At 45.9% G+C, this 14811-nt stretch carries 11 protein-coding genes and 3 pseudogenes; 5 read left to right on the forward strand and 9 right to left on the reverse strand.

Going from position 1 to position 14811, the window contains the following annotated elements; translation table 11 throughout:
* Both O9290_RS05930 and aspS read left to right on the forward strand, forming a co-directional pair.
* A pseudogene (locus tag O9290_RS05930) lies at positions 1-123 on the forward strand (IS630-like element ISMae26 family transposase); the annotation flags it as partial.
* Between the two features lie 171 nt (positions 124-294).
* Positions 295-2082, forward strand: a complete 1788-nt coding sequence (gene aspS / locus O9290_RS05935; RefSeq protein ID WP_288025495.1) for an aspartate--tRNA ligase — start codon at positions 295-297, stop codon at positions 2080-2082.
* 22 nt (positions 2083-2104) lie between these two features.
* Here aspS and O9290_RS28100 read toward each other — a convergent pair.
* The 5 genes and pseudogenes from O9290_RS28100 to O9290_RS05950 form a co-directional block, all read right to left on the reverse strand.
* Positions 2105-2221 (reverse strand): annotated as a pseudogene (locus O9290_RS28100) (Uma2 family endonuclease); the annotation flags it as partial.
* Between the two features lie 159 nt (positions 2222-2380).
* Positions 2381-3745 carry an SUMF1/EgtB/PvdO family nonheme iron enzyme gene (locus O9290_RS05940; RefSeq protein ID WP_288058928.1) on the reverse strand — a complete coding sequence of 455 codons (1365 nt, stop codon included), beginning with the start codon at positions 3743-3745 and terminating at the stop codon, positions 2381-2383.
* Between the two features lie 373 nt (positions 3746-4118).
* Positions 4119-4241 (reverse strand): annotated as a pseudogene (locus tag O9290_RS28105) (Uma2 family endonuclease); the annotation flags it as partial.
* Between the two features lie 159 nt (positions 4242-4400).
* Positions 4401-5759, reverse strand: a complete 1359-nt coding sequence (locus O9290_RS05945; protein ID WP_002758234.1) for an SUMF1/EgtB/PvdO family nonheme iron enzyme — start codon at positions 5757-5759, stop codon at positions 4401-4403.
* 9 nt (positions 5760-5768) lie between these two features.
* On the reverse strand, positions 5769-5933 hold the full coding sequence (locus O9290_RS05950; RefSeq protein WP_002796947.1) for a hypothetical protein: 165 nt from the start codon (positions 5931-5933) through the stop codon (positions 5769-5771).
* Between the two features lie 124 nt (positions 5934-6057).
* Here O9290_RS05950 and O9290_RS05955 point away from each other — a divergent pair, with 124 nt between their 5' ends.
* The 3 genes from O9290_RS05955 to O9290_RS05965 all read left to right on the forward strand — a co-directional run bounded on the left by O9290_RS05955 (position 6058) and on the right by O9290_RS05965 (position 11752).
* Positions 6058-7518 (forward strand): efflux RND transporter periplasmic adaptor subunit, encoded by a 1461-nt coding sequence (locus tag O9290_RS05955; RefSeq protein ID WP_288058930.1) that lies wholly within the window; start codon positions 6058-6060, stop codon positions 7516-7518.
* Between the two features lie 32 nt (positions 7519-7550).
* Positions 7551-10616 (forward strand): efflux RND transporter permease subunit, encoded by a 3066-nt coding sequence (locus tag O9290_RS05960; RefSeq protein ID WP_288058932.1) that lies wholly within the window; start codon positions 7551-7553, stop codon positions 10614-10616.
* Positions 10617-10759: 143 nt separating this feature from the next.
* Entirely contained in the window at positions 10760-11752 is a 993-nt protein-coding gene (locus O9290_RS05965) for an aldo/keto reductase (protein WP_288058934.1), read from the forward strand.
* 210 nt (positions 11753-11962) lie between these two features.
* Here O9290_RS05965 and O9290_RS05970 read toward each other — a convergent pair whose 3' ends face one another.
* From O9290_RS05970 to O9290_RS05985, 4 genes are all read right to left on the reverse strand, one after another.
* Positions 11963-12811: an ADP-ribosylglycohydrolase family protein gene (locus O9290_RS05970; protein ID WP_288058935.1), complete on the reverse strand. Its 849-nt coding sequence runs from the start codon at positions 12809-12811 to the stop codon at positions 11963-11965.
* An 8-nt stretch (positions 12812-12819) separates the two neighbouring features.
* On the reverse strand, positions 12820-13581 hold the full coding sequence (locus tag O9290_RS05975) for a helix-turn-helix domain-containing protein (RefSeq protein ID WP_288058937.1): 762 nt from the start codon (positions 13579-13581) through the stop codon (positions 12820-12822).
* Positions 13582-13607: 26 nt separating this feature from the next.
* Positions 13608-14354, reverse strand: a complete 747-nt coding sequence (locus tag O9290_RS05980; protein WP_002758226.1) for a pseudouridine synthase — start codon at positions 14352-14354, stop codon at positions 13608-13610.
* Positions 14355-14608: 254 nt separating this feature from the next.
* Positions 14609-14811: hypothetical protein (locus O9290_RS05985; RefSeq protein ID WP_288058939.1), on the reverse strand; the 203-nt coding region annotated here is incomplete at its 5' end.

Raw genomic sequence — 14811 nt, forward strand, 5'->3', positions numbered from 1 at the left:
TTAAGAAAACTGAAGGCGAGAACTTACAAAGACTTAATAGAAGGGATTGAATTGGCTATGTTAGAAGTTACTCAAAAAGATATTCGCAATTGGTTTACTCACTGTTGCTACTGTACCTCATAAGTCAGAGAATTGCTATAATTAAAACCAGCTACTTAGGAAACCATAAAAATACTCTAAACAAAGGGACAAGAGCGACAAAATACCGGCATAATGAACAAGGCCGTCTGATTTTTTTCTGGCCACATCCTTTCTATACTACATTCGTAATATAAGTAATTCTCTAGTTAGACTATGCGAACTCACTACTGTGGCGACCTTAGCGCGATCGAAATTGAAAAAAGTGTCACCCTCTTCGGTTGGGTCGATCGTCGTCGCGATCACGGTGGCGTTATTTTTATCGATCTACGGGATCGCAGTGGTATTGTCCAGATCGTCAGTGATCCCCAACGAACCCCCGCTTCCTACCCCATCGCTGAAACCGTCAGAAACGAGTATGTTATCAAGGTGACGGGAACAGTCAGTCAACGGCCCCCCGAATCCCTTAACCCGCGCATTGCCACCGGAGAAATCGAAATTTACGCCACTAGCATCGAGATTCTCAACGGGGTTACTAAACAATTGCCTTTTGTCGTCTCCAGTTCCGAAAGTGAATCGGTCCGGGAAGATGTGCGCTTGCGATACCGTTATCTAGACCTACGCCGGGAGCGTATGAGTCAGAATTTACAACTACGTCACCAAGTTGTCAAAGAAATGCGCCGTTTTCTCGAAGATGAACAGCATTTTATCGAAGTGGAAACACCAATTTTAACTCGATCGACTCCCGAAGGGGCGCGGGATTATCTGGTTCCTTCCCGTGTCAACCCTGGCCAATGGTACGCTTTACCCCAATCACCGCAACTATTTAAGCAATTATTAATGGTGTCGGGAATGGATCGCTACTATCAAATCGCCCGCTGTTTCCGCGATGAAGATCTGCGCGCTGATCGTCAACCGGAATTTACTCAGTTGGATATGGAGATGAGTTTTCTCTCTTTACCTGAGATTTTAGCCCTGAATGAGGCTTTAATCGCTCATATCTTCAAAAAAGTCAAAAATATCGATATAAGCCTGCCCCTGCCCCGTTTAACCTATGCTGAGGCTATGGATCGCTATGGGGTCGATCGCCCTGATACCCGTTTTGGCTTGGAATTGGTCAATGTGGCGGAGATTTTTGCCGATTCGGGATTTAAGGTGTTTTCAGGTGCGATCGCTAGTGGTGGGACGGTGAAAGTTTTACCGATTCCCAACGGTAACGAGGCGATTTCTAACGTCAGAATCAAACCGGGTGGGGATTTATTCAAAGAAGCCACCGATGCGGGGGCGAAGGGAATCGCCTACATCCGCGTGCGCGAGGACTACGATTTTGATACCATCGGTGCGATTAAAGATAACCTGACAGAGGCACAAAAACAGGCTTTAATCGAGAAGACTGGCGCAAAACCGGGGCATCTGCTCTTATTTGGGGCGGGAGATACCGATACAGTCAATAAATCCCTATCCCGCCTACGCTTAGTTTTAGGGGAACAATTGGGATTAATTGATCCTGATAAAATCAACCTCCTCTGGGTGACGGATTTCCCGATGTTTGAATACAACGCCGAGGAAAAACGCCTAGAAGCATTGCATCACCCTTTTACTGCCCCTAATCCCGAAGATTTAGACGATCTAGCCCAGGCTCGCGCCCTAGCCTACGATATGATTTTTAATGGTATTGAAATCGGTGGCGGCAGTTTGCGGATCTATCAACGGGAAGTACAGGAAAAAGTCTTCGCCACCATCGGTCTATCCCCAGAGGAAGCCTATAATAAATTCGGCTTTTTGTTAGAAGCTTTTGAATACGGAACCCCTCCCCACGGTGGCATCGCCTACGGTTTAGATCGCTTGGTGATGTTGTTAGCCGGGGAAGAATCAATTCGCGATGTGATTGCTTTCCCGAAAACCCAGCAAGCTAGTTGTTTACTCACTTCTGCACCTTCAACAGTGGCAGCGAAGCAATTAAAGGAATTATCCGTTGCTTCTACCTACAAACCGCCATCCTAAGATTAGGGTGGGCATTGCCCACCTAATTTTTGCAAGTCTGTTGACACCATGCTCTTAAATTCTTTTCTGCTTTAACTTCATCCTCTTTAGCAGTGGCTAAAAATTCCTAGAGTTTAGTTTTGGGAACTCGGGGAAAAGTGCAGGGTAAGCGCATCTTAACAATCCTTAACAATTGTTAAGCAAAAATCGACCAAATGGGTCGAGCTCGCCCCTACAAAATCGACCCGCCTAAGGGCGGGAAAGAAAAGAAAAAAGAAAAAATAGGGAATGAGGGTAAAAGGGGAAAAAGGCAAAAGGGTTAGAGAGTTCTCCCGAATACGCAGACTACCCGAAAACCGTTATAGTTGAGGCGGTTGACGCGGCGGATGTAGTTGATGCGAAACGCGGAACGGCAGCTATTAGGAATGAAGCCCCAGGAACCGCCCCGCCGAGGAGAACGATTATCATCCCCATTTTCTATCCAGGCACTGCCATCCGTCGGCGCACCGTCATAATTATCGTGCCAAGTATCGGCGCACCACTCCCAGACATTGCCGTGCATATCGTACAGTCCGAAGGCATTGGGTGGAAATTTTCCCACGGGAGTTGTTTCGTTTTGATATTCTCCGTTCGGTTCATCGGCGTAGGTATTACTGGCATTGTAGTTAGCCAATTCCCCCGTAATGGTTTCCCCAAAGTAAAATGGGGTGGTGGTTCCAGCACGACAGGCGTACTCCCATTCCGCTTCACTCGGTAGTCGGTATTCCCGAACCGTTAGTTTTGATAATCTCGCACAAAATTCGATCGCATCGTACCAGTTGACTTGTTCGACGGGACGGCGATCGCTATCGGGACGGTCTTTAAAATAGGCTGGGTTGAGATCAAGGTTGACCCTGAGCGAAGCCGAAGGGTCAACTTTTAAATCCGTGCGAGAGGCGATCGCTTGCCACTGGGCTTGGGTGATAGGATATTTACCTATAAAAAAGGTGGGGACGTTAACCTCATGTTGAGGACGTTCATCACCAAAACTATCTTTCTCATTTGCTGGTGAACCCATCAGGAAAGTTCCCCCCGGGATGGCAACCATTTCTAGGGTGATGCCGTTGCCCAAATCTTCGCTGAAATATTGGGACTGTTTCGACTCTTTTTTGATTTGCTCACCCTTCGCATTTACTCGCACGATCTCAAAGTTAAATACTGATAACGGTGGCGTGACGATTACGGGTTGTTTTGGTTCTTCCGGTTCAGGATTGAACTGATGGGTAATTGCTCTTTCTAGTTGCTCAAATCCGTCTTCTTCCCAATAATCAAGCCAGTGGAGGTCTCGCAGGTTCAACCCATACTCCTCCTGTCGCAGGTCGGGGATATCGCATTCATCCAATCTTAGCGGAATGAGATAGATTGAATTCGGCGGTCTGTCAGCATATTGATTGAGGGCCATTTTAAATTCCCGCTGCACGAATCCTTGTTTAGCAATCGAGCGTTGGGAGAGACAAGCGATGAACAGTTGACTATCTGCGATCGCCTTGGGGATGACTGAACGCCAGTTTTGGCCCGGAATCAGGTCTTTTTTATCTAACCAAGGTTTATATCCCGCTTGCTTAAGGCGCTCATGCAGTGCCAAAACTGCTGGTTTGTCCTCACTAGCGTGAGCTAGGAAAATTTGGATCTCTGACTTTTTCATAACTTTTTCTTATGACCACAAGTAGGGGAGAGCCAGATTAACTGGCAGAAAATCTCTAAATAGGGCTTGCTGAAAAAGTACGGGCGAAGCATTCGGATAGAAAATCTCCAGTTTCACCGATAGGTTATTGCCCGAATGCTTCGCCCCTACAGGACGCGGGCCGATGAAGACGCAAGGTTTTGAAGGACGATTCTCTCAAAATCTGGCACCTGTTTCAAGAGAAGAGCCACAAAACCCTTACCTTGCCTACATTTCACATTTATTCAGCCAACCCTAAATAAACCATTTAATTGATTATTACTCATTCTTAATTCTCCTGACTCCTGACGACCGGCTCCTAACCCCACCAACAAACTTTTTCAGCAAACCCTAGTTAATTATTTTTAGCTAGTTGACTAACAACCCATGCTCTTAAATTCTTTTCTGCCCTCACTTAATCCTCTTTAGCAGTGGCTAAAAATTCCTAGAGTTTAGTTTTGGGAACTAGGGGAAAAGTGCAGGGTAAGCGCATCTTAACAATCCTTGACAATTGTTAAGCAAAAATCGACCAAATGGGTCGAGTTCGCCCCTACAAAATCGACCCGCCTAAGGGCGGGAAAGAAAAGAAAAAAGAAAAAATAGGGAATGAGGGTAAAAGGGGAAAAAGGAAAAAGGGTTAGAGAGTTCTCCCGAAAACGCAGGCTACCCGAAAACCGTAATTGTTGATGCGGTTGACGCGGCGGAAGTAGTAGTCGTAGCGAATCGCGGAACGGCAGTAAGTAGGATTGTAGCCCCAGGAACCGCCCCGCAGAGGAGAACGATTATCATTACCATTTTCTATCCAGACACTGCCATCCGTCGGCGCACCGTCATAGTTATCGTGCCAAGTATCGGCGCACCACTCCCGGACATTGCCGTGCATATCGTACAGTCCAAAGGCGTTTGGGGGAAATTGTCCCACGCGAGTTGTTTCGTTTCGATATTCTCCGTTCGGTTCATCGGCGTAGGTATTACTGGCATTGTAGTTAGCCAATTCCCCCGTAATGGTTTCCCCAAAGTAAAACGGGGTGGTGGTTCCAGCACGACAAGCGTATTCCCATTCCGCTTCACTCGGTAGTCGGTATTCCCGAACCGTTAGTTTTGATAATCTCGCACAGAACTCGATCGCATCGTACCAGTTGACTTGTTCCACGGGACGGCGATCGCTATCGGGACGGTCTTTAAAATAGGCTGGCTTGAAATCAAGGTCTTGTTTAACTTTTAAATCCGTGCGAGAGGCGATCGCTTTCCACTGGGCCTGGGTGATGGGGTATTTACCCATAAAGAAGGGTGGGACAGTTACTTCATGTTGTGGTCTTTCCCTTCTAAATCCTTCCCAATTAAATTTTTTAACCAGTCTTTCGATTTCCTCATCTTCTGTTCCCATCAGGAAAGTTCCCCCCGGAATGGCGACCATTTCTAAGGTGATGCCTTTGCCCAGATCTTCCCTGAAATATTGGGACTGTTTCGACTCTTTTCTAATTTGCTCACCCTTCGCATTTACTCCCACCACCTCAAAGTTAAATACTGATAACAGTTGTTTTGGCTCTTCCGGTTCAAGCTTGAACTGATAGCCAATTGCTCTTTCTAGTTGCTCAAATCCGTCTTCTTCCCAATAATCAAGCTGGTGAATATCTCGCAGATTCAAGCTAACTTCTGCAAGTCGCAGATCAGGAATTTCGCATTCTTCTAACCTCATGGGAATAAAAAAAATTGTCCCCGGTAGCATCTGTCCCAAGGTATCAAGTGCAATCCTCAACTCCCGTTGGATATATCCCTGCTTATTAGCCGATTTCCCTGACAGACAGGCGAGAAAAATCTGACTAGCTTTAATCGCTTTCGGAATTTCATCTCGCCAAATTTGACCCGGAATCAGGTCTTTTTTATCCAACCAAGGTTTATATCCCGCTTGCTTGAGGCGGTCATACAGTGCCAAAACTGCTGGTTTATCCTCATTAGCGTGAGCTAGGAAAATTTGGATCTCTGACTTTTTCATAACTTTTTCTTATGACCACAAGTAGGGGAGAGCCAGATTAACTGGCATAAAATCTCTAAATAAACCATTTAATTGATTATTACTCATTCTTAATTCTCCTGTCTCCTGTCTCGGAGTCTCCTGACTACTGCCTACTGTCTCCTGACTACTGCCTACTGAATCCTCACCAACCACGACAATTTGGGATTTTTACAGCAAGTCCACTTTCTCACTTTCCCCACCCGTGACCTTTTTCCGTTAGATTATAAATGGATACAAAACTTAACATTTTATCCAGAATCTACCGAGAGGGCAGACCGTGCGGCCAGATACCCTAGAAAATAACCAGCATTCAGCCGATAATTCGCTAGTTCCCGAAGAAATCGCATTTAAACCCGAAATTGAGCCAGAGGAACCCGAATACTCGCCAAAACCGACAAAAACCAACTCGTGGCTATCGGGAGGAAAGGGTTTATTTATCGGTGTGGGATTGGGGGTTTTATTGACCCTGGGGGCGACTCGTTTCGCTAATCGACCCCAAACAGCCCAAAACCCCAATACTCAGCCCGTAGCGGCAAAAAATGAAGCACCAGCACAAACAGTAACCACCACTAGGGTAGAATTTACTCCCGTGGCCCGCACCCTGAAAGCGACTGGAAGCGTGGCAGCCGATGAATTAATCCCGATTCTTTCCCAAGCGACGGGACTACAAATCAAAGAAATCTTTGTGGATGAAGGGGATAGGGTCAGCCAAGGTCAAATTTTGGCTCGTCTCGATGATACCGTCCTACAAGCGCAATTAACCCAAGCACAGGCAAATGTCGCCCAATCCCGGGCGCGTTTGGCAGAATTGCAAGCGGGTAGCCGTAAAGAGGAGATCGCTGGAGCTAAACAAACTATTCAACGCATAAAAGCCGAAATTAGTCAAGCTCAATCGGATTGGGATTTGGCCAAAAAACGCGTCCAGAGAAACCAAAGTTTAGAAGCGGAAGGAGCGATCGCCCGGGATCGTCTCGATGAAGTCCTCAATGAAGAAAGAAAGCAAGCGGCGATCGTACAACAGACCCAATCCCGTTTAGGAGAAGCAGAGCAGCAACTGGCACAATTGCAAGCAGGCAATCGTCCTGAAGTGATAGCCCAAGCTACAGCCCAATTAGCGGAAGCTCAAAGCCGTTTAGCCATTGTTAACGCCCAATTAAACGAGACGCGCCTGATTTCCCCGGTCAGTGGCAAAATTGCCGAAAGAAATGGCCGCATCGGGGATACCACCAACGGTCAAAATGCTCTCTTTAAAATCATCGAAAATGGGCGTTTAGAGCTAAGATTGCGGGTTCCTGAGAATCAATTGCCCTTAATCCGCGTCGGAGCGCCCGTTACTATCACTTCCGATGCTAATAGCAGTTTAAAATTATCGGGACAGGTGCGCGAAATTAATCCCATCGTCGATGAGGCATCCCGTCAGGCAACGGTTAAAGTCGATTTAACCGACAATACAGGGTTAAAACCGGGGATGTTTTTACGAGGTGCGATCGTGACGAATACTAGCAATAGTTTAACCGTCCCCATGACCGCAGTTTTACCCCAAAAAGATAATCAAGCTCTAGTTTATTTAGTTGAACCTGATAACACCGTTACCGCCAAAACTGTGCAATTAGGTCAAATTATGCCCAATAACCGCGTGGAAATTCTCACTGGTTTACAAGCGGGCGATCGCATTGTGGTCAAAGGGGCAGCCTATCTCGGTGATGGCGACAAAATTACAGCAATCAGTGATAACTGATAACTGATAACTGATAACTGATAACTGAAATTATGGCTTTTAATATTTCTAATTGGTCTATCAAAAATCCCATTCCGACGATCCTGATCTCCCTGGTTATGGCCTTAATGGGATACATTGCCTTTCTAGGATTAGGGATCGATCGCTCTCCTAATATTGACATTCCGGCCGTGATTATCACCGTTAATCAACCCGGCGCAGGTCCAGAGGAATTGGAAACCCAAGTCACCAAAAAAGTCGAGGATGCGGTGGCTGCTTTGGGTAATATCGATCAAATTACTTCTACCATCAACGAAGGCAGCAGCACCACCACCGTTAACTTTATCCTTGGCACTAACAGCGATCGCGCTACCAATGATGTGCGTAATGCCATAGCGCAAATTCGGCAGGATTTACCCCAAGATGCTAATGATCCAATTGTCCAACGTTTAGAATTTGCCGGGGGTGCGGTGATGAACTATACCATCTCCTCCCCGAAAAGATCGATCGCCGAATTAAGTGATCTAGTCGATCGTCAAATTGGCCGCGCTTTAACGGGAGTGCCGGGGGTAGCACGAGTTGATCGCGTTGGGGGAGTCGATCGAGAAGTGCGTGTAGATTTAGATCCCGGTCGTCTGATCGCCTACGGTATCACGGCCACGGCGGTTAATGACCAAATTCGTAGTTTTAATATTAATTTACCCGGAGGGCGCTCGGAAATCGGTGGCAGTGAACAAACTGTCCGCACCCTCGGCAGCGCTGAAACGATCGAAGATTTAAGAAATTATCAAATCTCTTTACCTAACGGTGATACCGTCCCCTTAAGCAATTTAGGGACAGTTAGGGATAGTTCCAGCGATCCCCGACAAATGGCCCTCTTAGATGGGCAGCCAGTGGTGGGTTTTTCGATTTTACGGGGGACTGGCAGCACCTTGGTCACGGTAGAAACAGCAGTACGTCAAGAAATCGAGAATTTAAAGAAAAAACTGCCCGAAGACATTAAATTTAAATTAATTTTTACCCGTGCTGACTCAATTCGTGCTAGTTACGAAAGCCTTCTGAGCGATCTGATCATCGGTTGCATCATGACGGTGATCACGGTGGGTCTATTTTTAGGCAATTGGCGCGCCACGATTATCACGGGTTTGGCCCTGCCTTTGTCGATTTTCCCGACTTTTTGGGTGATGCAGTCCCTAAATTATACCCTTAACGGTATGACTCTACTGGCGTTAGCTTTAGCTTTGGGTAATCTTGTCGATGATGCGGTGTGTATGGTGGAGGACATCGATCAACATTTAGCTATGGGTAAAAAACCCTTGCAAGCGGCCTTTGATGCCTCAAAAGAGATTGGATTAGCCGTTTTAGCCAGTGCGGCGGCAATTATAGCGGTATTCCTGCCGGTTGCTTTTATGGGCGGTGTGCCGGGGCAATTCTTTCAACCTTTCGGCGTTACGGTGGCGGTTTCTACCCTATTTTCCAGTTTGATCGCTGTCACCGTCACTCCCATGTTAAGTGCCTATATTCTACAGCCGAAAAAGCTCAAAACTGGTGATGATAATCCCTCCTCGCGCCCCCGTTTTCGTCCCTACAAAAGTTTGTTAACTTGGTCCCTACGTCATCGAATCCTGACTTTATTGGCGGCTTTGGCCTTTTTTATCGGTAGTTTACAGTTAGTTCCCTTGATTCCAAAAGGGTTATTTAGTTCTGGGGATACCGGATTAAGTACAATAAGCCTAGAATTGCCTCCCGGTGCGACTTTGAATGATACTGTTGCCGTGGCTAATCAGGTGAATAGTTTACTGCAAAAAAATACCGCCGTCGCTAATGTTTTGGCTATTCCGGGAGATTCGGGACGGGTAAATACGGGGTTAATATATGTTAATTTAGTTCCTAAGGAACAGCGATCGCTAACTCAACGGCAATTTGAGGAACAAACCCGCCTGGATTTCCAGAAGATACCTGGTGCTAGAGTTAGTTTTCGGGCGCAGGGGGGAGCAGGAAGCACTAAGGATGTCGCTATTATTTTAAAAAGTGAAAATGGCGATATTTTAACCCAAACTGCCCAAAAATTAGAGCGAGAAATGCGGGCTTTACCCGGTTTTGTCGAGGTCAGTTCCGGGGTAAGTTTAGTTAAACCGGAGATCATTATTCAACCGGATCCTGTCCGGGCTGCCGATCAGGGAGTCTCGGTCAGAGCGATCGCTCGTACTGCATCTTTAGCTTTAATCGGCGATAATGAGTTTAATTTAGCTAAATTTAACCTTGCTGACCGACAAATTCCCATCCGGGTAAAAATTGCCAATGATGGACGCAGTGAGATAGAAACTCTGCAAAATTTGCGCGTTCCTAGCAGTAATGGGACGTTAGTACCGCTTAACTCGGTGGCGACAATTAGCTTAGGTAGTGGACCTGCGGAAATTCAACGCTTTAACCGTCAACGTCAGGTTAATATTGGAGCTAATTTAGAGGGAGTTTCTTTGGGAAGTGCGGTGACACAAATTCGCACTTTACCAATCATGAAAAACTTACCCCCAGAGGTGACAGAAGAACCCTTTGGTGATGCTCGTATTATGCGCGATATCTTCGCTCGTTTTTTGGGGGCATTAAGTTTAGCAATTATTTCGATCTATGGGATTCTGGTCTTGTTGTATAACAATTTTCTCTATCCCCTAGCGATTTTAACTTCCCTTCCTTTATCGATTGGTGGTACTTTAATCGCTCTTTTAATTACCCAAAAAGAGTTAGGTTTATACGCTTTAATTGGCATAGTTTTACTGATGGGATTAGTCACTAAAAATGCGATTCTGTTAGTCGATTTTGCCCTGAGTGGCATTGAGGCAGGGAAACCGCAGTTTCAGGCGATGATTGATTCGGGAGTCTCTCGTTTACGACCAATTATTATGACCTCCGTTTCCACAATTGCCGGGATGTTACCGATTGCTTTAGCTTTGGGTGCAGATGGGGAAATTCGCGCACCGATGGCGATTGCCGTTATTGGTGGTTTTACCACTTCCACCCTGTTAACTTTGGTGGTTGTGCCGGTAATCTTTACTTATATCGATAGTTTTTACTATTGGTTGCGGGGATTATTTGTTAAACAAAAACCTAAGTCGATTTAGTACAGAAAACGGGTTTCTCGGAGAAACCCGTTTTCTTCTCATGCAAAAGTCAAAAAGGGGAATAAATAATCAGTCTTTAATAACCAGATTTAGTATAAAATATCTTGCTGAAAGCTTGAGAAAAAACCCAGAGAAACTAACCCATGAATCCCTTGACAGTCACAGATCAAACTCTATCCCTTCCCCCCATGGGCTGCGGTACTTGGGCCTGGGGAAATCGTCTTCTCTGGGGTTACGATGAGAGTATGGATAGCCAGTTACAAGCGGTTTTTAATCTCTGCGTCGAGCGGGGTGTCACCCTATTTGATACGGGAGACTCCTACGGGACAGGCAAACTCAACGGACAGAGTGAGAAGCTATTAGGACGCTTTACAGGGGAATATAGCGGTTATAACGCTGATCATATTCGTATTGCTACCAAACTCGCCCCTTATCCTTGGCGTTTAACCCGTCATGCCATGGTGAAAGCTTGTCAAGCTTCGGCAACCAGACTAGGCCGCCCAGTGGATTTAGTGCAAATGCACTGGTCAACGGGCAATTATGCGCCATGGCAGGAGGGAGGATTATTAGACGGATTGGGAGATTGTCTGGAAAAGGGGTTAGTTAAAGGAGTCGGTTTATCCAATTTTGGACCGAAAAGATTGAAGTCTGCCTATCAAAAGTTTGCCAGTCGCGGCATTCCTATTACCAGTTTACAGGTACAGTATTCTCTCCTTTCTACCTATCCCCTCACTGACTTAGGATTAAAGGAACTATGTGAGCAATTGGGTATTAAAATTATTGCCTATAGTCCCTTAGCTTTGGGGTTATTAACCGGGAAATATCGAGATAATAAAAACTTACCCCCAGGATTACGTCGCTTCCTTTTTGGTCAATTAATTCCCGCTATTTCTCCTCTGATGAGTTGCCTAGAAGTTATCGCCCAAGCTAAAAATAAGACTATTAGTCAAGTTGCCTTAAATTGGTGTATCTGTAAGGGAACAATTCCTATACCCGGAGCTAAAAATGTTCGGCAAGCTGAGGAGAATTTAGGCGCTTTAGGATGGAGTTTAGACAGTGGGGAAATAGCAGAATTAGATAAAATTGCCGCAGGTTTGGATAAAAAAATGGTACAAAATATCTTTCAAACTAAGTAGGGTATGCTGAATAAATCTAAAAACCTTGTTGGATAAGGCTTTTAGACTTTTTTGACCTCAAAAAGTGCCGACCATTGGAGTGATTGGGGGGAAAATCCCTGGACTTTTTCCCTGAAAATTAGGTAATTGACCCCCTCAAAATCGGTAAAACCCCACACCCCACACCCCACACCCCACACCCCACACCAGGAAAAACTTTTTCAGCAACCCCTACTTATCTTGAGAGACCAATTTTAAGCTGGGACGGGGTTGGATTGTTCCCCCGTAATCGACGGCAGTATGGGGAGATAGGACAAGATGAGGAGATATACCCAAAGAAATTCGATAGATTTCCCCAGCTTTATCCATTAATTGCTGTTTAACTGGCTCTGTCGGCAAATTTTGCCGCCAAGCTAGGGGAATCCCCTCGATACCGTTGTACAATCCCGCCCAAATTCCCGCTAAAGTGGTGGTTAATTGCCGTTGATAGGGACTAGAATTAGCGCGACGCACGCTAACGGCGAAATCCTCGGTCGTTTGCAGAAAGGTATAGAGAGAAGCTGCGATCGCAATTCCTAAAGGTGAGCTATCTTTCGCCCAAGCCGATAAAATGGACTCTAAGGGATGATTTTGCCTTAAAGCTGACTGAATCTGCTCTAATAGCTTATTCTTGGGGTTAATAGTTAGCAATTGCCCTATTAACTGATTTAAAGGCCTTTTTCCCCGTAATAACAGACCTACAGCCTCTCCCCAAATTATCGCTTCTTGTCGGGTTAAATCGGAAATTAAGCCCTTTTTCAGCCAAAAATTTAATCTAGCTTGCCAACGTTCCCCATGGTCAGGCCAGGTTAAAATCTCCGGTAACAGCACAAATAATAACGCCGATTCCGACTGCTGCTTGGCTGCGATCGCAAGGGAAAAATCCTCCTGAGATTGCAGAGCTTGCAAAAGCAGGATCGTCCTCGGTGTCGCCTCATAGTTAAAGGCTGGTATTAGGGGCTGATTATGCAAGGATTCCCCGATATATGCCCCGATTAACCCTCCCTGAAGGCGATCGAGGGGTGAAAAAACCTTTTGCATAAATTAGCTCAATTTGCCCGGTAGGTGACTTCCTCGACTTTGCCCGGTTGCCCCAGTTGTTTAGCATGGGCATTATTAACGGCAACGTAAACCCCGCCGGCATTACCCGCCCTCACGGTTAATTCTCGGTTTGCTTGCCAAGTGCGATGGCTTCCTTGGGGCAGTACACCCTCAAATTCTGTCTTGCCATCCACCACCACCCGCAGCCAGCAGTCATCCTCCAGTTTTACCCCCACCACCAGCTGCTGATTATTGCTGGTTTTGTTGGCTACCGGTTGAAGGGGATTGCTTTTCGGTTGGACAATTTGCTGTTGTGGCAAGGAAGGCGGCGGTAAGCGATTCGATTGCAGTACCGATTTTTGCAGGACGTGGGATAGGGTTTGTACGGAACCAATAACTAGGATTAAATAGAGAAAATAGAGATGAATCGGGCGAATTTGAAGACTCGGCAGCGATAAAGACGGTTTTGTTCCCCTGAAAAAGTTATTGACCTTGGTGGGAAAACGCCGACTAATCGCCTCACCATCCAGGGCCAGACTATCGGCAAATTGTTTGATTAACCAACGAATATAAATCGGTTCGGGTAATGCCTCCAAATCTCCCGCTTCCAGCGCTTCTAGACGATGGCGCGGGATTAAGGTTTTCTGGGCAATTTCCTCGAGAGAAAGGGACTGTTCTAGGCGATTTTTTTGCAAATAAACGCCGATTTCCAGTAATTTGGTGCGCTGTTTATGCTGGGGGTCGAGTTGTGATTGGAGAAGGCGAAACATATCGCTATTAGGGGCTGACTTTCAGCTTAGTTAATCTGGTTCTTTAAATATTTCAGTTCATCAAGGGTTAAAAAACGGTAATCACCCAAGGGTAAGGGGGAATTATTACCGGAGTTTAGTTGAATACGACCGATAGCACTGCGATGAAGTTTCAGGACGTGATAACCTAATTCTTCGGCTACAGAGCGAATCTGCCGATTTCTTCCCTCCACTAAAATAACTTCTAGTAGGGTTTTTTGGTCGGTTTGCTTGAGTATCTCAACCTGTGCGGGTAAGGTTTTTTTTCCCCCTAAGAGGATACCTTCTCGCCAACGCTGGAGAGCAAGTCTATCAATCGCACCATCTAGCCAAACCCGATAGGTTTTGGGCAAATGATAACGGGGATGGGTGAGGGTGAGGGTGAGTTGACCGTCGTTGGTGAGGAGTAAAGCCCCAGTGGTGTTGATGTCCAACCTTCCTACGGGATGTAACCCCGTCTCGCTGGCGAGGGAGTCGGGCAAAAGGTCAATCACCGTCGGCCGGTTTTGCGGATCCTTACAGGTAGAAACCACACCAATGGGTTTGTTGACCAGTATATACAATCTTTTGGGACGATTGGCCGGTTCAATTTTTTTTCCGTCTATTTCTAGGTGATCTTTTTCGGGGTCGGCTTTTTCTCCTAACTGCACGATTTTGCCATTCCGTCTCACCCGGCCGGCTACGATCATCTCCTCCGCCCTTCTTCGGGAGGCAATTCCCCACTGGGCAAGGATTTTCTGGACTCTCTCCGCCATTTTTTTTGTTTTTAACCCTTTCTATCTCCTATTATAGGCATCCTAAAAGGGTTTTTTCGCCCAAAAAGTGAAGAAAAACCGAATATCTCCGGCTGCCTCTTGGATTTTTTTCTTGGAAAACTTCTCAAAAAAAAGGAGTGATCCCTTGACTTGGGCGCTGGCTTCGGTTATACTTTTTTTTATAATGGGAATCTGTTTATATTTTTTTGGTTGCCACCACTCCATCGTGTATGAAGTCTTATAAAAATATCATCTCAAAAAGCCGTGAAAAAAGCAAGCAAAATTTTGCCGACAATTGTTAAAAAAGTCGGGTTAACAGCAATTCTCATTTTAAAAAGTAACAAGTGATACAGACAGAAACAAAGCTTTAAGCAAGCTACAAAATGCGCTCCCGCGAGTGCGACTGCATCGCAGAGAAGTGAGTATATAGAGTATTTATACTCAAAATATTTGAAAG

Origin of the sequence: Microcystis sp. LE19-41.2A, assembly GCF_027530405.1 — a bacterium.
Taxonomy (GTDB): domain Bacteria; phylum Cyanobacteriota; class Cyanobacteriia; order Cyanobacteriales; family Microcystaceae; genus Microcystis; species Microcystis aeruginosa.

Excerpts from the sequence above, each read along its gene's own strand:
- aspS (WP_288025495.1), top strand. The coding sequence starts at position 295 with ATGCGAACTCACTACTGTGGCGACCTTAGCGCGATCGAAATTGAAAAA.
- O9290_RS05940 (WP_288058928.1), bottom strand. The coding sequence starts at position 3,745 with ATGAAAAAGTCAGAGATCCAAATTTTCCTAGCTCACGCTAGTGAGGAC.
- O9290_RS05945 (WP_002758234.1), bottom strand. The coding sequence starts at position 5,759 with ATGAAAAAGTCAGAGATCCAAATTTTCCTAGCTCACGCTAATGAGGAT.
- O9290_RS05960 (WP_288058932.1), top strand. The coding sequence starts at position 7,551 with ATGGCTTTTAATATTTCTAATTGGTCTATCAAAAATCCCATTCCGACG.
- O9290_RS05965 (WP_288058934.1), top strand. The coding sequence starts at position 10,760 with ATGAATCCCTTGACAGTCACAGATCAAACTCTATCCCTTCCCCCCATG.
- O9290_RS05970 (WP_288058935.1), bottom strand. The coding sequence starts at position 12,811 with ATGCAAAAGGTTTTTTCACCCCTCGATCGCCTTCAGGGAGGGTTAATC.
- O9290_RS05975 (WP_288058937.1), bottom strand. The coding sequence starts at position 13,581 with ATGTTTCGCCTTCTCCAATCACAACTCGACCCCCAGCATAAACAGCGC.
- O9290_RS05980 (WP_002758226.1), bottom strand. The coding sequence starts at position 14,354 with ATGGCGGAGAGAGTCCAGAAAATCCTTGCCCAGTGGGGAATTGCCTCC.